The organism is Rhodococcus sp. SB1D, from assembly GCF_048573875.1.
Lineage (GTDB): Bacteria > Actinomycetota > Actinomycetes > Mycobacteriales > Mycobacteriaceae > Rhodococcus_F > Rhodococcus_F qingshengii.
Window position 1 is genome coordinate 142458 of sequence record NZ_JBMAIQ010000014.1, and the last position, 17754, is coordinate 160211.

General features: G+C 62.6%; 17 protein-coding genes and 1 tRNA gene. 13 read left to right on the forward strand and 5 right to left on the reverse strand.

The features are described 5' to 3' along the window. Nucleotides 1-336: 336 nt before the first annotated feature. The 3 genes from ACN50D_RS26825 (at nt 337) to ACN50D_RS26835 (ending at nt 2514) form a co-directional block, all read left to right on the forward strand. Entirely contained in the window at nt 337-1596 is a 1260-nt protein-coding gene (locus tag ACN50D_RS26825) for a PucR family transcriptional regulator (RefSeq protein ID WP_003945374.1), read from the forward strand. Between the two features lie 363 nt (nt 1597-1959). Further along, nucleotides 1960-2103 carry a hypothetical protein gene (locus tag ACN50D_RS26830; protein WP_003945326.1) on the forward strand — a complete coding sequence of 48 codons (144 nt, stop codon included), beginning with the start codon at nt 1960-1962 and terminating at the stop codon, nt 2101-2103. Between the two features lie 243 nt (nt 2104-2346). Beyond that, on the forward strand, nt 2347-2514 hold the full coding sequence (locus ACN50D_RS26835; protein WP_003945367.1) for a hypothetical protein: 168 nt from the start codon (nt 2347-2349) through the stop codon (nt 2512-2514). A gap of 154 nt (nt 2515-2668) precedes the next feature. Here ACN50D_RS26835 and ACN50D_RS26840 read toward each other — a convergent pair whose 3' ends face one another. Genes ACN50D_RS26840 through ACN50D_RS26850 form a run of 3 tightly spaced genes read right to left on the reverse strand, consistent with a single transcriptional unit; the run spans nt 2669 to nt 5269 of the window. After that, on the reverse strand, nt 2669-2914 hold the full coding sequence (locus ACN50D_RS26840) for a hypothetical protein (RefSeq protein ID WP_003945295.1): 246 nt from the start codon (nt 2912-2914) through the stop codon (nt 2669-2671). 13 nt (nt 2915-2927) lie between these two features. Beyond that, nucleotides 2928-4100, reverse strand: a complete 1173-nt coding sequence (locus ACN50D_RS26845; RefSeq protein WP_064689260.1) for a fatty acid desaturase family protein — start codon at nt 4098-4100, stop codon at nt 2928-2930. Between the two features lie 35 nt (nt 4101-4135). Then, complete coding sequence (locus ACN50D_RS26850) at nt 4136-5269, reverse strand: ferredoxin reductase (RefSeq protein WP_050656813.1); 1134 nt, start codon at nt 5267-5269, stop codon at nt 4136-4138. A 168-nt stretch (nt 5270-5437) separates the two neighbouring features. Here ACN50D_RS26850 and ACN50D_RS26855 point away from each other — a divergent pair, with 168 nt between their 5' ends. The 3 genes from ACN50D_RS26855 (at nt 5438) to ACN50D_RS26865 (ending at nt 7905) form a co-directional block, all read left to right on the forward strand. Beyond that, nucleotides 5438-6133, forward strand: coding sequence for a TetR family transcriptional regulator (locus ACN50D_RS26855; protein WP_003945327.1), 696 nt, complete (start codon nt 5438-5440; stop codon nt 6131-6133). 35 nt (nt 6134-6168) lie between these two features. Continuing rightward, on the forward strand, nt 6169-7008 hold the full coding sequence (locus ACN50D_RS26860; RefSeq protein ID WP_161120687.1) for an alpha/beta fold hydrolase: 840 nt from the start codon (nt 6169-6171) through the stop codon (nt 7006-7008). 75 nt (nt 7009-7083) lie between these two features. Next, nucleotides 7084-7905: an acyl-CoA thioesterase gene (locus ACN50D_RS26865; RefSeq protein ID WP_003945359.1), complete on the forward strand. Its 822-nt coding sequence runs from the start codon at nt 7084-7086 to the stop codon at nt 7903-7905. On the opposite strand, the gene ACN50D_RS26870 is transcribed toward ACN50D_RS26865, so the two are convergent. Further along, nucleotides 7895-9256, reverse strand: coding sequence for an MFS transporter (locus ACN50D_RS26870; RefSeq protein ID WP_211921296.1), 1362 nt, complete (start codon nt 9254-9256; stop codon nt 7895-7897). The genes ACN50D_RS26865 and ACN50D_RS26870 overlap by 11 nt on opposite strands. Nucleotides 9257-9384: 128 nt before the next feature. On the opposite strand from ACN50D_RS26870, the gene ACN50D_RS26875 reads away from it, so the two are divergent. From ACN50D_RS26875 to lysA, 5 genes are all read left to right on the forward strand, one after another. Continuing rightward, entirely contained in the window at nt 9385-9999 is a 615-nt protein-coding gene (locus ACN50D_RS26875) for a PadR family transcriptional regulator (protein ID WP_042923881.1), read from the forward strand. After that, nucleotides 9996-12026, forward strand: a complete 2031-nt coding sequence (locus tag ACN50D_RS26880; protein WP_075833687.1) for an NADPH-dependent 2,4-dienoyl-CoA reductase — start codon at nt 9996-9998, stop codon at nt 12024-12026. The genes ACN50D_RS26875 and ACN50D_RS26880 overlap by 4 nt, the downstream gene beginning before the upstream one ends. Nucleotides 12027-12045: 19 nt before the next feature. Next, nucleotides 12046-12849, forward strand: a complete 804-nt coding sequence (gene cmrA, locus ACN50D_RS26885; protein ID WP_007733327.1) for a mycolate reductase — start codon at nt 12046-12048, stop codon at nt 12847-12849. Nucleotides 12850-13021: 172 nt separating this feature from the next. Then, the gene (locus ACN50D_RS26890; protein WP_070160904.1) at nt 13022-13459 is read left to right on the forward strand and encodes a hypothetical protein; all 438 of its coding nucleotides are present in this window, start codon (nt 13022-13024) and stop codon (nt 13457-13459) included. A 152-nt stretch (nt 13460-13611) separates the two neighbouring features. Next, entirely contained in the window at nt 13612-14955 is a 1344-nt protein-coding gene (lysA, locus tag ACN50D_RS26895; RefSeq protein ID WP_007733322.1) for a diaminopimelate decarboxylase, read from the forward strand. A 19-nt stretch (nt 14956-14974) separates the two neighbouring features. On the opposite strand, the gene ACN50D_RS26900 is transcribed toward lysA, so the two are convergent. Next, a complete protein-coding gene (locus ACN50D_RS26900) occupies nt 14975-16714 on the reverse strand; it encodes a helicase HerA-like domain-containing protein (RefSeq protein WP_058038877.1) in 1740 nt (579 codons plus the stop codon). A 120-nt stretch (nt 16715-16834) separates the two neighbouring features. Here ACN50D_RS26900 and orn point away from each other — a divergent pair, with 120 nt between their 5' ends. Both orn and ACN50D_RS26910 read left to right on the forward strand, forming a co-directional pair. Then, entirely contained in the window at nt 16835-17434 is a 600-nt protein-coding gene (gene orn, locus ACN50D_RS26905; RefSeq protein ID WP_024487359.1) for an oligoribonuclease, read from the forward strand. An 84-nt stretch (nt 17435-17518) separates the two neighbouring features. Next, nucleotides 17519-17591: transfer RNA gene (locus ACN50D_RS26910), tRNA-His, on the forward strand. The last annotated feature ends 163 nt before the right edge of the window (nt 17592-17754 follow it).

Genomic DNA, 17754 nt, shown 5'->3' on the forward strand with positions numbered 1-17754 from the left:
CGCCCGCGACGACAACGCAGGCGCGGCAATGATCCCAGACGGAACTCGCGGTGTCCTCCGAAACCGTTTTCCGCTCTGACGTCGAAAAACACCGTAAGTGGACGATTGTTTAGGTCCGCAGCGCGTGGGGCATATGGACTTATCTTCACATTTGTCCATTTCACAGTTGGACGATCGTTCATGTGGTAGAAATCACAACGCCTGGCGCAATTCGATCCGCAAATTTCAGCGGCGAGTATGCCCCCGAACAAGGCCTCAGCGTGTACCCCGCTTCGTAACGCGCCGAGCCTCCGGGTGCCTGTGCCAGGCGACGCACCTGTCTAGAGGAGGCCACCCATGTCCCCAGCGCTGCTGAACAACCCGGGACCGCTCATGTTGGGAGGCAAGCCCGCCTCCACAGCGGTCAACGACGTCATCCCACTGGCAAGCGATCTCGTAGATCACCTGTCCCGTGCCAACCCGACGTTGACTTCCCTCCAAACGGAGGCAGTACGTCGGGAACTGATTGCGGTGATCGTGCAGGGGCTCCAAGTGGGGATCCAGCTATTGGATCACCGCAAACTTCCCACCGACCAAGAGTTGGACGGCATTCACACGATGACCGTCCAACAAGCATTGAAAGGCGTGCCACTCAGCGCGATCCTCAACTTGACCAACGAGGGCATCAGCACTTTTCGCACCCTCATCCTCAGCCGGGCCGACGCCGAGGACTCCGCCAATCTCGGGGATCTCAACGAGTTCTTGTTCGCACTTGCGCAGCGGCTTCACTCGTTCATCTCGATCAGCTATCTTTCGGCTCTTCCTGCCGGTTCCCAACTCGGGGAATACTCCGCCGGCGCTCTCGTGAAAGCCATGCTGGACGGCGACGATCCCACCCAGCTTGCGTTGCAGATGGGCGTTGAACTCGCACCCCGCTATCTCGTCCTGCGACTCCTGGTGAACCTGCCGCCCATCCGCCCGGGAGCACGCAACGGCAACCACCAGCGCATACAGGCCTACCGTGACCTCTCCGTCGCTCAATCGAAAATCGCGGCCCACTTCGGGTCGGCGCTGCTCGAAGCTCCTGCACCGCAACGTGGTCTGGTCCTGATCGAGGGCACACCCGACTGGGGAACAGTGTGCGAGGTCATCCAACGCGCACGCGCAACGGTCGGGGTGGAGATCACAGCAATCGCCGAGAACGCCGCGGTACGAGATATCGCCGCCGCCCAAGCAACCACTCACGAATTGGCGCAACTCGTGCGGCGCCTGAGACTGCCGGCGCGGTCCTACCGAATGGAAGACCTCGCGCTCGAGTATCAACTCACTCGGGGTGGCGCAGGCCGCGACAGCTTGATCAATCTTCTCAAGCCACTCGACGGCAATCCGGAACTGCTGCAGACATTGTCCATACATCTCGCCAACGGCCAGCATCGTCAGCGCACCGCGTCGGCGCTCGGCCTGCACACCAACACCGTCGACAATCGAATCAAGCGCATCGCAACCCTGACCGGATTGGATCCGGCCCTGCCCTCTGAACTGCTCAAACTGCGCGCTGCCATGATCTCGCTGACCTTCGCAAGCACTGATGTGGACAATCGTCCAGCGAAAATGTGAACACTCACATCCTCGCTATTAGCTGTCCACGTGTGGCGCCTGGACCCCACTTTTCCGCTCCGAACCGGGCTATAAAAGTGTGGTGCGAATCACCGCGCAAACCAGTAACAATTAAGGGGAAACACATGATCAACGGCCAGGATAACGCTCTCCTCGGTGCCTTCTTCGACACCATCCTGCAGCTCTTCAACGCGGGCAGCACCGGCACGGGCTCGACGGATGGCGGCGGCGTCTCCTAGGACGAATCTCGGGCCCTGTGCGAGAGAATCTCTCGCACAGGGCCCGCTCCAAGCCGCCTGACACTGTGATGGCGGTGACCACGGTGACCACCACGTCGCCACCGCTGAAACCAGGAGCAAGCACATGATCGCCGCACCAACCACAGGCGCTTTGGCCGTCGTTTTGAACACCGTCCTACAGATGTTCAACGCCGGCAGCAGTTTCCTCTACACCGACAACTCTCCGATTGGCGGCGGCGGCGAAACTCCCACGACGCCTGCTCCCTGATCGACTTACCCGCTCGCATCACACAGTCGCGGCACAGACAGGAACCACCGTGATAAACCAGCACACCCTGGGCAGCCTGGTCATCGACTTCGGCTCACTCTCCCGAGCACTCGGCTTCGGCAACGGCTCCATCGTGTCGCTCGGCAGCACCGGAAGTGGCTGAAACAGCCCGCCTGACCACGTCGACGATCCCGTCGCCGCTCACCTTCTCACCACATCTCGAAACAGAAAGCAGGTCCCCCTGTGCCTACAATTCCGCTCACCGGCGACCCCATCGTCATCAACATCATCGTCCAGCTACTGAGCGCGGGCAGCAGCAATGCACTCGCACTGGGCGGAGTCGGTAGCAGCGGTCTCGGTAGCACCGGGCTCGGCAGCTTCGACTCGGCGAGCCTCGGCAGCGCTGCTTAGGACCTCACTTGTGATCGGTGTTCGATCCGCGTCTTCGGCCGCCGAAACAGTCCACGAAACCCACGTTGCCCTCCGTCATCTGTGACGGAGGGCAACGTGGTCGTTCAGGCGAAACGGCTCGCGGTTGCGCGATCAGGCCGTCCGCCGCGGTGAATCAACGCCAGTCTTCAGGTGGATCGCTGTCGTCGTGCTCGATGGTCACGGACTCCGAACGATCGTCAGCTGCAGCCTTTTTCGCTGCTTCACGCATCTCGATTCCGTCGGACACCCAGTCGCCGATCTCGCGCGTCACGTCTCGAACGGCCCCGGCGATGATCATCGCGATCGAGCCCACGTGGTTGGCTGCACTTTCGGTCAGTTCCTGGACCGTGTCCTTGCGGCGTTCGAATTTCCCGACCATCAGTGTGTGCCTCTCAGGCTGCAGTTCGCTGGCGCTCGACGATAACACCGGGAGGGGTCGTCGACTTGACCAAACCGGGCGGAAGAGCGAGCTTGAAGATCTTGCCCCATACCGAACCGATCTGCTTGAAGAACCCACCGGTGTTGTACGGCAAACCGTACTTCCCACACAATTCTTTCACCTGGGGAGCGAGTTCCGGATAACGATGCGCAGGCAGGTCCGGGAACAGGTGGTGCTCGATCTGGTGCGAGAGGTTGCCGGACATGATGTGGAAGAGCGGGCTTCCCTCGATGTTGGCGCTGCCGAGCATCTGACGCACGTACCACTGCCCGCGAGTCTCGTCGGCCGTCTCGTCCTCGGTGAAACTCTGGACACCGGTGGGGAAATGGCCACAGAAGATGATCGAGTACGTCCACACGTTCCGGACCAGGTTGGCGGTGACATTCCCCGCGAGAGTGGTCACGAACAGCGGCCCCGTGAGAACCGGGAAGATGACGTAGTCCTTGAGGACCTGCTTGCCCGCCTTGTTCCACCAGCCCTTCAGAAGCGGCTTGACGTCGTGCCACTTGCGTTTGCCCTGGATGACGTTCTCGATCTCGAGGTCGTGCATCATCACGCCCCACTCGAAGAGCATCATCAAGGCAAAGGCCCAGACCGGATTACCGAGGTAATAGGGGTTCCACTTCTGCGCGTCGTCGATACGCAGGATGCCGTATCCGATGTCACGGTCTTTGCCGAGAATATTGGTGTACGTGTGATGCATGTAGTTGTGCGAGTGACGCCACTGGTCGGCCGGGCACACCGTATCCCATTCGAAGACTTCGGAATTGAGCCCTGGTTCACGCATCCAGTCGTACTGACCGTGCATGACGTTGTGGCCGATCTCCATGTTGTCGAGGATCTTGGACACGCTCAATGCACCGACTGCCGCGAGCCACACCGGAGGCAGGAAGCCGAGGTACATCAAGCCGCGACCTGCGACCTCGAACCCGCGCTGAGCCTTGATGATCTTGTAGATGTACTCCCGATCCTCCGCCCCGAGCGAGGCGACGGTGCGATCGCGCAATGCGTCCAACTCGCGGCCGATCTCCTCGACCTGCTCGTACGTCAGGACGACGGGAGCGTCGTCCTTCGCATCGGAACCGTTGCCGAGGAACGGGAGGGTGGGAAGTGAAAGTCCAAACATGTCGGTCTCCAGACAGTCGTGTGGAAAATGGGACTTCAGATGTCGACGGTGACGTCGCCGACGGGAGCACTGACGCACAGCTGGATCTTCTTGTCCGGCTCGTCGTCTGTCTCACCGGTGCGCACGTTTCGGGTACGGCCCGCCTTCTTGACGGAGGTGCAGGAGAAGCAGATTCCCATCCGGCATCCGTACTCGGGATTGAGGCCCGCAGCTTCTGCTTGTTCGAGAAGTGTTTCGCCGGAGTTCTCGGCCGCCACCCCACTTTTGGTGAATGACACCTCGCCGCCGGCCTCCCCCGGCTCGGCCACCGCCGGCGCGAACTCCTCGGTGTTGAGCAAGTGCTCGACGTCGACCTCACGGAACACCTCACGCACTCCCCGCATCAGTCCGGGAGGTCCGCAGAGATAAGCCTGGGCGTCGATCGTGTCCGGATCGGCGATCCAAGGAGCCACCGCGTCGAGGTGCCCGCGATCGAAGAAACCTTCGAGGTCACCTCCACCGCTTTCGGTGTACACGAGTACCAGTTTCACATTCGGGTTCTGCTCGGCGATGGTCTTCAGCGCGCGCGTGTACGCCACGTCGGCATCGGTGTTCGCGTAATGCACGAACACGATCTCGCCCGAGTGCTGCTCCTCCACCAGCGTCCGAAGCATCGACATGACCGGGGTGATTCCACTGCCGCCACTGATCAACAACACCCGACGCGGGCGGTCGACGGGAAGGGAGAACACCCCGTCTGCCTGCGAGAGGCTGACAACGAGCCCGGGCGCTGCGTTGGCGTACAGATACTGCGACACCAGGCCACCCGGATGCGCTTTGACGGTGAGCTCGATCAGCCCGCTGCGCGTAGACGCGCCCCCGGCCGGCGAGTAGCAGCGAGTGTGACGAACACCGTCGATCACCACGCCCAACTGCACGAACTGGCCCGCCTGAAAACCGCGCCACTGGCGAGTCGGGCGCAGCGTGAGAGTGACGGAGTCAGCCGTCGGATGGTCGACGGCGACAACCTGCGCGCGGATGTCACGAACCGTCGCCATCGGGTTGACCAACTCGAGGTATCGGTCGATCTGATGTGGAGCAGCCATGGCTTCGATCAGTCCCACCAAGGACAGTCCGCGCCGAGGTGTGGACTTCGGTGTCGTGTTCTCAGGAGCAGATGCGATTGTCATGACCCTCCTCGTACTTCGATTGCCGGGCATTTCGATTGCTGGGCTAGCTTCCCCCGACTGCGTGAATTCAGTGTACAAATGTTCACCGAAGATAGTGTGACAGGTGCACACAAGTACATGTCAACAAGAATGTGATCCGAGTTACACGAGTTGCCGAAAGGAGCCGGAATGCCTGTACCTACACTCGACGTCGTGACGAAGGCCGGACCGGTGAACCCCGAGCGCAGGGAACCCGACAACAGGGAGCCGGAAAGTCGTGCCGCCAAGAAGGAACGCACACGCCAAGCGCTCCTGGACACTGCCATGGACCTCTCGGCCGATCGGGGCTTCGCCGGAATCAGCTTGCGAGAGGTAGCCAGGGAAGCCGGGATCGTTCCGACGGCGTTCTACCGCCACTTCGCTTCACTGGAGGACGTCGGTGTCGTCCTCGTCGAAGAGAGCATGCGCATGTTGCGCCAGATGCTGCGCGACGCAAGGCGTAATCCCAGCACCAAGGACGCCGCTACGTCACTGGGCATCCTTGTGCGACAAGTGCATACACACGAGCGACAGTTTCGGTTCCTCTGCCGCGAACGCTACAGCGGCGTCAGTGAGGTACGACGTGCGATAGCCACTGAAATGCGGTTGTTCGTCAGCGAACTGACCATCGACCTCTCCAGAATTGCCGGACTGGAAAGCTGGTCGTCGGACGATCTGGAAATGGCTGCCGACCTGATCGTCTCGACGATGTTCAGCGCTGTCGTCGAACTGCTGGACGCCGGGACGGCCGGGTATCGCGACGAAGCCGCCGTCATCACACGAGCCGAGAAGCAACTGCGAGTCATCATGCTCGGAATGGCCACCTGGAATCCACCTCGAAACTGACCTCGGGTTCACCTTTTCGACGTACGGTGAGAGTCATGTCTTCCACGAGTACATACGAAATCCCCGTTGGCGACCTCACCTTCGACGTACTGATCTCGGGCCCGGACGACGGCATTCCGCTGGTAGCGCTGCACGGCTTCCCGGAGAGCGCCGCATCCTGGGGCAAGGTCACACCACTGCTCACCGCAGCGGGCTACCGCGTTATCGCACCGAATCAGCGCGGTTACTCCGCCGGCGCACGCCCCGAAGGGGTGGATGCCTACAAGATCGAGCACCTGGTAGCCGACGTCGTCGGATTGCTCGACGCACTCGGCCTGTCCGACGCGCATCTGGTCGGCCACGACTGGGGTTCGGCGGTCGCCTGGCAGGTCGCCGGTCGCCATCCGAACCGGATCCGCAGTCTGACCGCGATCTCGGTCCCCCACCCCACCGCCTTCGGCTGGGCACTCCGCGAGGACGAGGACCAAAAACAACGCTCGTCGTACATCGGACTTCTCCGACAGGAGGGCAAAGCCGAGGAAGTGTTGTCGGAGGACAACTTTCGCCGGCTGCGTGCCATGTTCGACGGCCAGATCGATCCTGAATTCGCCGACGAGCACATTCGTGTCCTGAGCGGGGAGGGCGCGCTGACCGGCGCCTTGAACTGGTACCGCGCGATGACCCGCGACTTCGGCGACATCGATCGCACCACTGTGCCGACTACGTACGTCTGGAGCACCGGCGACACAGCGCTCGGCCGCGCAGGCGCAGAACGCTGTGGCGAATTCGTGGACGCCCCCTACGAGTTCGTCGTGCTCGACGGCGGAAGTCACTGGATTCCGGAAGAGCGAGCCGAAGAGTTGGCCGAGACGATCCTCGCACGTGCAGGATCCTGATCGCCGCGACGAATTCGGCTCTATGTATGTTGTCATACATAGAGCCGAATTGATTCCATCACCAGGAGTTCTGCGATGACCGAGACCGTTGCACCACCCCATCCTTTCGACGCTGCTGTCGGATTGACGCCACTCACCGCCGGCCTGTCGACCGGCGAGACCAATCCGGCGTACAACAACATGGTCGGGCCGTTCGGCGGCGTCACCGCTGCCACGTTGCTCGAATCTGTACTGAAGCACCCCGAACGCCTCGGCGATCCGCTGTCGTTGACCGTCAACTTTGCCGGTCCGATCACCGAGGGCGCCTTCGAGATCTCCGCCCGGCCGGTGCGCACCAACCGCTCGACGCAACACTGGTCCATCGAACTTTCTCAGGACGGAACCGTCGCCACTACCGCGACGGCAGTGTTCGGTACCAGGCGTGAAACCTGGTCGTCGACCGAAATCACGATGCCGGAGGTTCCGTCGGCCGAAGACGTTGCGCTGCTGCCGTTCCCCGAGTTCATCGCCTGGGCACAGAACTACGAGATGCGCTTTGTCGAAGGTGCAATCCCCGACCTGGAGTCGGGCGAGCATCCCGACTCGACCACGACGCTCTGGGTGCGCGATCGGCCGGCTCGCGCTCTCGACTTCACGTCGCTGACTGCACTGTGCGATGTCTTCTTCCCACGAGTTTTCTTGCGCCGAGGCAAGATGGCACCGGCTGGGACGGTCTCGATGACCATCTACTTCCACGCCGACGCTCAGACGCTGACCGAACAGGCAGACAATTCCGTGCTGGGAACCGCGCGGACCCAACGGTTCGGCAACGGGTACTTCGATCAGTCGGCCGAAATTTGGGGCAGTGACGGCGCATTGCTCGCTACGACACACCAGTTGGTCTACTTCAAGGATTGACGGGAAGCGCACTGTCCCCTTCCGGCGCCTTCACCATCGACAATGCGGCAAGACCGACGCCGAGAACCACCAGCAGTCCGATGATGCCGGCACGGTCTGCACCGAAGAGCCATGCGAACAGGCCGAACAGTGTCGGTGCCAAAAACGACACTGCTCGGCCTGTGGTCGCATACAGGCCGAACATCTGACCTTCACGCCCAGGCGGGGTGATGCGCGCCAGGAAGGTTCGTGCCGAAGACTGAGCGGGCCCGACGAAGAGGCAGAGCGCGAGACCGAAGATCCAGAACATCACCGGCCCTGACACCGCGATCAATATCGCGCCGACCACCATCATCGACGCCAGCGAGACGGTGATGACCTGTTTCGGTCCGATCCGATCGTCGAAGCGTCCGGCCACCAATGCACCGATTGCGGAAATCACGTTGGCCGCGACACCGAACAGTAGGACGTCGGCAGCGCTGATTCCGTAGACGTTGACAGCCAGCACGGCCCCGAAGGTGAACACGCCCGCCAGACCGTCACGAAAGAGTGCGCTCGCAATCAGGTACCAGATCGTGCGCCTGTCGACGTTCCAGAGTTCGCGCAGATCGCGCCACAACACCCGATAGGAGTCGAGGAACCCGGCCTTCGACGCTCCCGGATCGACCGCGGGGCTGGGCAACTCGGGAACCTTGAAGAACACCGGAATCGCGAAGACCGCGAACCACACTGCAGCCAGCAGTGCCACCATCCGGATGTTCATGCCGCCGTCGGTGGTCAATCCGAGGAATCCCCGAGTGTCACCGTCGCCGACGATGAACCCGAAGTAGCACAGCAACAGCAGCACGATTCCGCCGAAATATCCCATGGCCCAGCCGAAGCCGGAGACTCTACCCAGATTCTCCGGTGTCGACACCTGCCGCATCATGGCGTTGTAGGGAACGCCGGCCAGTTCGAAGATCACCGAACCGATTGCGAGCAGAACCAATCCGAGCCACAGATAGCGGTAGTTGTCTTCGACGAAGTAGAGGCCCGCCATCGAGAGCACGGTGATGCCGGTCAGTATCGCGAGCGAGAGTTTACGTTTACCCGACGCATCGAAACGTTGTCCGGTGATCGGAGCGAGAATCGCGATGAAGAAGCCGGCGATTCCGAGTGCCCAGCTGAGCCACGTAGTCGCCGAAATCGTGCCGGGAAGGTCGTCACCGACCGCGTCGGTGAGATAAACCGAGAAGACGAACGTGAGGATCACTGCGTTGAATGCGGCCGATCCCCAATCCCACAGCCCCCATGCGAACACTTGACTCTTCGTGGCCGCACCGCCGATGCCTGCGGGTGGCTCTGCCTGCGTGCTCGTGGACTCGGCGCTCATACGGCGAAGCCTAACTGCGCGCGGGCGACTCGGCGCCTCTCTCCGAAGTCGACATACAAGACGCTCTATGCACCCGAGTTAGTACGCACTTAGTTGCATACGCACCTGAGTGCATAGATACTTTTTCCATGGCACTCGAACATGCGTTGCTCGTCTCCCTGTCCGAACAGGATGCGTCGGGATACGACCTCACACGCCGGTTCGACAAGTCGATCGGCTTCTTCCACAGCGCGACGCACCAGCAGATCTACCGAGTCCTCAAGCGAATGGACGAGGCGGGCTGGGTCGAGGTGGAGGCCATCGCGCAGGACGGCCGACCGGACAAGAAGATGTACCGCGTCAGCGATGCCGGCCGCGCCGAACTGACCCGATGGATCGCAGAGCCGTCCGAACCGAACCACCTGCGCAACGAGTTGGCCATCAAGATCAGGGCCGCTGCGCACGCCGATCTCCCCGCTCTACGACGCGAAGTCGCTCGCCACCGCGACGGCCACGCCGCCCGCCTCGACGTCTACCGACTCATCGAAAAGCGTGACTTCCCCAATCCAGCAGCGCTTTCCGGCTCTTCGCTGCACCAGTACCTCGTACTTCGCGGCGGCATTCGCGTCGAGGAAGGATTCACCGACTGGTGCCAGGAAGTTCTGGACGCACTGCCCACTGGCGAGTACGCCACCGAAGACACTGGCGAGTACGCCACCGAAGACACTGGCGAGTACGCCACGGAAGGACATCTTCAGTCATGACGGATACACAGTTCCCCCGCCTGCTCGAACCGCTCGACCTCGGATTCACGACGCTGAAGAACCGCGTCGTCATGGGATCGATCCACACCGGCCTCGAAGATCGCGCGAAGGACACCGACCGCTTGGCCGAGTACTTCGCCGAACGTGCCCGTGGCGGAGTCGGCTTGATCATCACCGGCGGCTACGCGCCCAACCGCACCGGTTGGCTCTTGCCCTTCGGTGCCAAGCTGACCAACCGCATCGAAGCGCGCCGTCACCGCCGGATCACCAAGGCGGTTCACGACGCGGGTGGAAAGATCGCCATGCAGATCCTGCACGCCGGCCGCTACAGCTACCAGCCGTTCAGTGTCTCCGCGTCGTCGATCAAGGCGCCCATCAATCCGTTCCGTCCGCGCAAGCTGACCGGCCGTGGGGTGCGTTGGCAGATCCGGAACTACGTTCGCTGCGCGCGTCTGGCCAAGTCCGCGGGTTACGACGGCGTCGAAATCATGGGCGGTGAGGGCTACTTCATCAACCAGTTCCTCTGCGAGCGCACGAACAGGCGCACCGACCAGTGGGGCGGCAGTTCCGAGAACCGTCGACGCATGGCAGTCGAAATCGTGCGACGCACACGCAAGGCTGTCGGCCCGAACTTCATCATCGTGTTCCGGTTGTCGATGGCAGACCTGGTCGAGGGCGGTCAGACCTGGGATGAAATCGTCTCATTGGCAAAGGAAGTCGAAGCTGCCGGCGCCACGATCATCAACACCGACATCGGGTGGCACGAGTCACGGGTGCCCACCATCGTCACCTCGGTTCCCCGAGCAGCCTTCGTCGACATCACCGGCAAACTCGAGAAGCACGTCGACATTCCGGTAGCCGCCTCGAATCGGATCAACATGCCCGAGACTGCCGAAGAGATCCTCAACCGCGGTGACGCACAATTGATTTCGATGGCCAGGCCGATGCTCGCCGATCCCGACTGGGTGAACAAGGCCGAGCGCGGAGCGTCCGACGAGATCAACACGTGCATCGCCTGCAACCAAGCCTGCCTCGACCACGCCTTCGTTCACAAGCAGGTCTCCTGCCTGCTCAATCCGCGCGCGGGCCGTGAGACCACGCTGATCCTCTCCCCCACTCGGCGGACCAAGAATCTCGCCGTCGTCGGCGCCGGTCCTGCCGGACTTTCCGCAGCACTCAATCTTGCTCAGCGTGGTCATTCGGTCACGTTGTTCGAGGCCTCGGACAAGATCGGCGGGCAATTCGGGATCGCACAGCTCATTCCGGGTAAGGAAGAGTTCGCCGAGACCATTCGCTACTACACCCGCATGCTGGACGTGGCCGGAGTGACGGTCAAGCTCGAAACCCGCGTCGCACCGGCAGATCTCATCGGCTCCTTCGACGAAGTCGTGGTTGCCACCGGCGTGACGCCGCGGGTTCCCAAGATCCCCGGCATCGAGAACCCGAAGGTGCTGACCTACGCCGAGGTCGTCCGAGAGGGCAAGCCCGTCGGCAAGTCCGTCGCCGTCATCGGTGCCGGCGGCATCGGCGTCGACGTGAGCGAATTCCTCACGCACCCCACTTCCCCCACTCTTCATCTCAAGGAGTGGAAGCAGGAATGGGGCGTCACCGAACCCGAAATGGCCCCGGGCGCTCTCACCACTCCGGTACCAGAGCTCTCCGAGCGGGAGGTCTACCTCCTCCAACGCAAGCCAGGACGCATCGGCGCCGGCCTCGCGAAGACCACCGGCTGGGTCCACCGGGCGGCCCTCAAGAACAAGGGCGTTCACGAGCTCTCGGGCGTCAACTACGAGCGCATCGACGACGCCGGCCTGCATATCACCTTCGGTGAGAAGCACGAGAAGCCCCGACTTCTCGAGGTCGACACCATCGTCATCTGCGCCGGGCAGGAGTCGGTTCGCGATCTCGTGGACGAACTGACCGTCGCGGGTGTGGTGACCCACATCATCGGCGGCGCGGATGTCGCTGGAGAACTCGACGCCAAGCGTGCCATCGAACAGGGCACACGACTGGCCGCGAAGATCTGACCGGCTACGCTGACTGATCGTGAGCCTGCCGACACCCACAACCACAGCCCGCGCCGTAGTGACCGGCGCCTCCTCCGGCATCGGAGAGGCACTGGCCGCTGATCTGGCATCACGCGGACACTCCCTGATCCTCGTTGCCCGTCGTGGCGAGGTCATGGAGGCCCTCGCCGAGAAGCTTCGCGCCGCGCACGGCGTCGAGGTGGAGGTCCGTGCATCGGACCTCTCCGACAGCGCGGCGCGTGCCGTTCTGGTCGAGGAACTCGGTGGCCGCGACATCAGCATCCTGTGCAACAACGCCGGTATCGCCACCTTCGGGCCGATCGCCGAGCTGGACCCGGCCTACGAGCGCGACCAGGTCGAGCTCAACGCCGTTGCAGTGCACGATCTCACGCTGGCCGTGCTGCCCGGCATGCTCGCGCGCAAGTCCGGAGCCATCCTGATGGTCGGGTCCGCGGCCGGCAACATGCCGATCCCCAACAACGCGACGTACGCAGCCACCAAGGCGTTCGTGAACACCTTCGCGGAATCGTTGCGAGGTGAACTCAAGGGCACCGGAGTGAACGTCACCCTGCTCGCGCCAGGCCCCGTTCGCACCGAAACCCCGGACCCGGCCGAAGCATCGATCGTCGACAAGCTCGTCCCGGACTTCTTCTGGATCTCGAGCGAGTACACCGCCAAGGTCTCGCTCGACGGCCTGGCCGAGAACAAGATGCGCGTCGTACCGGGCATCTTGAGCAAGGCGATGTCCGTCGCGGGCGGTTACAGCCCGCGTGCCGTCGTTGCGCCGATCGTGGGCACGTTCTACAAGAAGCTCGGCGGCTGATTCACTCAAACTTCTCAGAGCAGGCCATAGCAGACCGTATAGTCGGTTAATGGCGATGCGAAGAACACTGGCAGTCGGGGCAATCCTTCTTTTGACCGGAGGGTTGCCCTTACTGCTGCCCACGGCAGCGAATGCATGTTCGTGCGCATCATCGGCTACCCCGGAAGAAGCCGTGAGCGTCTCCAGCACCGTTTTCCTCGGGACTCCGACGGAGAAAACTTCGGACGGGTTCGAGGACACCTACTTGTTCGACGTCAGCCGGGTCTACAAAGGCGATCTGGCATCGGTGACGTCGGTGGGGACACTCGCGAACGGGAACGGTTGTGGCACAAGCTACGTGCTCGGCACCGAGCAGCTGATGTTCGTTTCTGCGCCGTACGACGTCGACGCCGAGCACGAGGGGCACAGCTGCGGGCCGGCTACCGAAACCGGGTTCGACATCCAAGCGGCGGTCGAGTCCGTGTACGGCGCCGGTTACGCCCCGAGCCCCGGCGGAACTCCGTCCGTCGGTGTGTCCGCCGACCGATCGACGGTCATCGGCGGAGGCGCCGCGGTGGCATTGCTCGCGGTGCTCGGTTGGTTCGGATGGAAGCGGCGGCGAGCACAGTGAGTCGACAGGCACAGTGAGTCGAGCCCGTCAGGGCCGCGTCAACCTCGTTCGGCGGCGCGTCAAGTAAGCGTCAAGAACCACCCCACCGGTGATCTTCGGGAGTAGATCTGAAGGTAGCCCGCAACACGGCGGGTCACCTTCAGGAGATCGACGTGACGCTACTCGAAATCTTCCCCTCCCTACGCGGCGCAATGACACCGCGTATGGATCCTGCGTTGTGGCCCATCAGTACTCGCCACGACCACAGCGGGCGTGTCTGCATCGGCGACGTCTCCCTCGAAGAGATCGCGGACCAGTACGGCACACCGACGTACGTCGTCGACGAGGCGGACGTGCGGCACCGCTGCCGCACGTATCGAGAGATCTTCCCCGACTCGGAGATCGTGTACGCCGGCAAGGCACTGATGATTCGAGCGATGGCTACCTGGGTCTCCGACGAGGGACTCGGGGTGGATGTCTGTTCCGCCGGTGAACTCGCCGTCGCGCTTGCCGCGGGCGTGGACCCCCACCGAATCATCCTGCACGGCAATGCCAAATCGGTTTCCGAACTGAGGGCGGCGGTCAACGCGGGTGTCGGCCGGATCGTCCTCGACTCCCCCAGCGAAGCGGTACGGCTCGCGTCGGTGTGCACCCACCGACAGAAGGTGTTGGTCAGAGTCACACCCGGCATCGACATACACGGACACAGGGCAGTGTCCACGGGCATCGTGGACCAAAAGTTCGGCCTACCAGCGTTTTCCGAAGAACTGGAACATACGGTCTCCGTCGTCGCCAACGCGACGCACCTGCAGCTCATCGGCCTGCATTGCCATCTCGGCTCCCAGATCACCGATCCCGAACTCTTCCGCCCCGCGATCGAGACGATGATCGCACAGATGGACGACATACGACGCACGCATCGAATCATCCTCACCGAACTCGATCTCGGCGGTGGCCATGGGATCGCCTACGTGCCGGGAGATGCCCAATTGGATCTGACCCGCCTCGCTCACGTCATCGACGAAACTCTCGACGACGCGTGCACCCGAAACCGCTTCCCTCGCCCCGAAATCGTGCTCGAGCCTGGCCGAGCGATCGCTGCGCGGGCCGGAGTCACGCTCTATCGCGTACAGAACATCAAGTCGATCAGCGGGGGACGAACCTTCGTCTCCGTCGACGGCGGGATGAGCGATAACCCTCGGGTGTCGTTGTACGACAGCCACTACGACGTCGAACTGGTGAACCGACATTCGCGCGCACCGCTCCAGGAAGTCACCGTCGCCGGGCGCCACTGCGAATCGGGCGACGAAATTGCCGTCGGAGCAAGGCTTCCCGCCGACCTACATGAAGGTGACCTGTTGGCAGTGCCGTGTACGGGCGCATACCACCACAGCATGGCCTCCACCTACAACAGCGTCGGCCGGCCGCCGGTCGTCGCCGTGCTGGGCGGGATTGCGCGGCCGTTGATCAGGCGCGAATCGATCAACGACCTGCTGGCCCGCGAGGTCGGCATCTGACCTCGCGGGCGCCTGAGCCTCAGCGCCTGCGGCGACTACCGGTGCCGAAGATGTTTCGCGAAATCTCGCGTCCCGCAGCCGAAGCCGCCGAGCGCAGGAAACTCTTGACAGCCGAGTTGCCCAAGATCTGCTCGGCGATGTTGGGGCCCTCCGGCTCGGCCGGCGGCGGTGGCGGCAGATCGGGCAGCGACGGAAGATCCAGAGACTGATCCGCCGTCGGAGCACCGGCCACCTTGGCCGTCAGCTTCTCGTACGCCGACTCGCGGTCGATGGTCTGGCCGTACTTCTGATTCAGCGGACTCGACGACGCGGCCGCCTTGATCGCGTCGTTGCCGATGGTGTCCATCAGCGACCTCGGAGGACGAATCTTGGTCCAGGCCACCGGCGTCGGCGCACCCTTTTCCGAGAGTACGGTCACGATGGCTTCACCGATGCCGAGTGAAGTCAGTGCCTTTTCCAGGTCGTAGTGCTCGGTTTTCGGGTACGTGCGGACGGTCTTGTTGAGGGCTTTCTGATCGTCGGGCGTGAAGGCACGCAGGGCGTGCTGAACCCGCGCACCCAACTGTGACAGCACCGAATTCGGAATGTCGGTCGGAAGTTGCGTGCAGAAGAACACACCGACGCCCTTGGAACGAATGAGCTTGACCGTCTGTTCCACCTGCTGCAGGAAGGCCTTCGACGCGTCCGCGAACAGAAGGTGCGCCTCGTCGAAGATGAACACGAGCTTCGGCTTGTCCAGATCTCCCTCTTCGGGCAGCGTCTGGAACAGGTCCGCGAGCACCCACATCAGGAAGGTGGAGAACATTGCCGGGCGCGCCGCCTGGGCACCGAGTTCGAACAGCGTGATCACACCGGCACCGCCGACGACACGCAGCAGATCCTCGGTTTCGAGTTCCGGTTCACCGAAGAAGGTGTCACCACCATCTGCTTCGAGGTTGACCAACGCGCGCAGAATCACTCCCGCCGTCGCCGAGGAAACTCCGCCGATACCCTTCAGATCGGCCTTGCCCTCAGCGCTCGTCAGGTGCGCGATGACCGAACGCAGATCCTTGAGGTCCAGCAGGGCCAGGCCCTGAGTGTCGGCCCAGTGGAAGATCAGCCCTAGAGTCGACTCCTGGGTCTCGTTGAGGCCCAACACTTTACTGAGCAGGATCGGCCCGAAACTGGTGATGGTCGCGCGCACCGGGATACCGATTCCGTCCGTTCCCAACGACAAGAACTCGACTGGCATCCCAGCGGGAGTCCACGAATCGTCGCCCGTCTCGACTGCGCGAGCCTTCATCTTCTCGCTCGGATCCCCCGCCTTCGACAGACCCGAGAGATCGCCCTTGACGTCGGCCATCACAACCGGCACACCCGCGGCGGACAGCTGCTCGGCGATGCCCTGCAACGTCTTGGTCTTGCCGGTACCCGTCGCACCGGCGATCAGACCGTGACGGTTGATCGTCGCCAACGGAATCCGCACCCGTGCGGTGGGATCTGCCACACCGTCGATCACCACCGAGCCGAGCTCGAGTGCCCGCCCCTCGGATGAATAGCCCGCCGCGATTTCAGCGGCAGCACCCGAGGGCACCTGAGCAGCGGGGGTGGCTCCGGCCGATGCTTCGGCCTCGGCGGCAGCCGCTTCCTTCTCTGCTTCCTCAGCTGCTGCAGCGGCTTCAGCTGCAATCCGAGCGGCTTCGGCAGCGGCAGCCTTGGCAGCTTTCGCCTTCTCCGCCGGCGTCGGCGGCGCGGCTCCGTCCTTCGGATCCACGGTCATCGAAAAGCCCTCCTCGTTGCAATGCGGCGAAGTTCTTGTCATCACCCGAACGCCGTCTTACACACGTCGAGTTTCCACCGCAGACCTTATCCCGCTCCCGCGCGCACTACTGTGTTCCTGGTGCAGGACAAATTGGTATGGATCGATTGTGAAATGACCGGGCTGCGACTCGAGTCGGACAAACTCATCGAGATTGCGGCTCTGGTGACCGACAGCGACTTGAACATCTTGGGCGAAGGTGTGGACATCGTCATCCACGCCGACGACGACGCGTTGGCTGCAATGCCCGACGTCGTGAAGAAGATGCACGCAAAGTCGGGACTGACCGAAGAGGTTCGTAAGTCGACGGTCACCCTCGCCGAGGCGGAGAAAGAGGTGCTCGCGTACATCCGCAAGCACGTTCCCGTCGCCGGTACGGCTCCCTTGGCGGGTAATTCAATCGCCACCGACCGCGGATTCATCTCGCGGGACATGACGGCGCTGGACACATACCTGCACTACCGGATGATCGACGTCAGCTCCATCAAAGAACTCTCCCGCCGCTGGTACCCGCGAATCTACTTCGGCCAGCCCGAAAAAGGTCTCGCCCACCGGGCACTCGCCGACATCAAGGAATCCATCCGCGAACTCAAGTACTACCGCGGCACTGCATTCGTCGCGGCGCCCGGACCGTCGAGCGCGGAGATTGCAGCCGTCGTAGAGGGCTTGGGTCCCGCCTGACCTGCCGATTGGCTTCCTGACCGACTTTCGCGCTAGTATCTCTTTCGTCAAAGCAGCCGGGTCAAACCGGTGGCCGAGGCAATGGTGGGCGTAGTTCAGTTGGTAGAGCACCAGGTTGTGATCCTGGCTGTCGCGGGTTCGAGTCCCGTCGCTCACCCAAGCGGAACCCCCGAAGATGTCGAAAGACATTTTCGGGGGTTCTTTTGGTTTGTGCGCCAGCCCCAATCTCCCCTTCCACAGCCGGGTGAACGTATCGCTCCCCTTCTCTGACAGGGGCAGCGATACGTTCACCCGAAGTGGGTGGGGTGGCGACCGCGACA

Excerpts from the sequence above, each read along its gene's own strand:
- ACN50D_RS26875 (WP_042923881.1), top strand. The coding sequence starts at position 9,385 with ATGGCACTCGAACATGCGTTGCTCGTCTCCCTGTCCGAACAGGATGCG.
- ACN50D_RS26830 (WP_003945326.1), top strand. The coding sequence starts at position 1,960 with ATGATCGCCGCACCAACCACAGGCGCTTTGGCCGTCGTTTTGAACACC.
- ACN50D_RS26825 (WP_003945374.1), top strand. The coding sequence starts at position 337 with ATGTCCCCAGCGCTGCTGAACAACCCGGGACCGCTCATGTTGGGAGGC.
- ACN50D_RS26855 (WP_003945327.1), top strand. The coding sequence starts at position 5,438 with ATGCCTGTACCTACACTCGACGTCGTGACGAAGGCCGGACCGGTGAAC.
- ACN50D_RS26870 (WP_211921296.1), bottom strand. The coding sequence starts at position 9,256 with ATGAGCGCCGAGTCCACGAGCACGCAGGCAGAGCCACCCGCAGGCATC.
- ACN50D_RS26840 (WP_003945295.1), bottom strand. The coding sequence starts at position 2,914 with ATGGTCGGGAAATTCGAACGCCGCAAGGACACGGTCCAGGAACTGACC.
- ACN50D_RS26900 (WP_058038877.1), bottom strand. The coding sequence starts at position 16,714 with ATGACCGTGGATCCGAAGGACGGAGCCGCGCCGCCGACGCCGGCGGAG.
- ACN50D_RS26845 (WP_064689260.1), bottom strand. The coding sequence starts at position 4,100 with ATGTTTGGACTTTCACTTCCCACCCTCCCGTTCCTCGGCAACGGTTCC.
- ACN50D_RS26880 (WP_075833687.1), top strand. The coding sequence starts at position 9,996 with ATGACGGATACACAGTTCCCCCGCCTGCTCGAACCGCTCGACCTCGGA.
- ACN50D_RS26865 (WP_003945359.1), top strand. The coding sequence starts at position 7,084 with ATGACCGAGACCGTTGCACCACCCCATCCTTTCGACGCTGCTGTCGGA.
- ACN50D_RS26850 (WP_050656813.1), bottom strand. The coding sequence starts at position 5,269 with ATGACAATCGCATCTGCTCCTGAGAACACGACACCGAAGTCCACACCT.
- ACN50D_RS26860 (WP_161120687.1), top strand. The coding sequence starts at position 6,169 with ATGTCTTCCACGAGTACATACGAAATCCCCGTTGGCGACCTCACCTTC.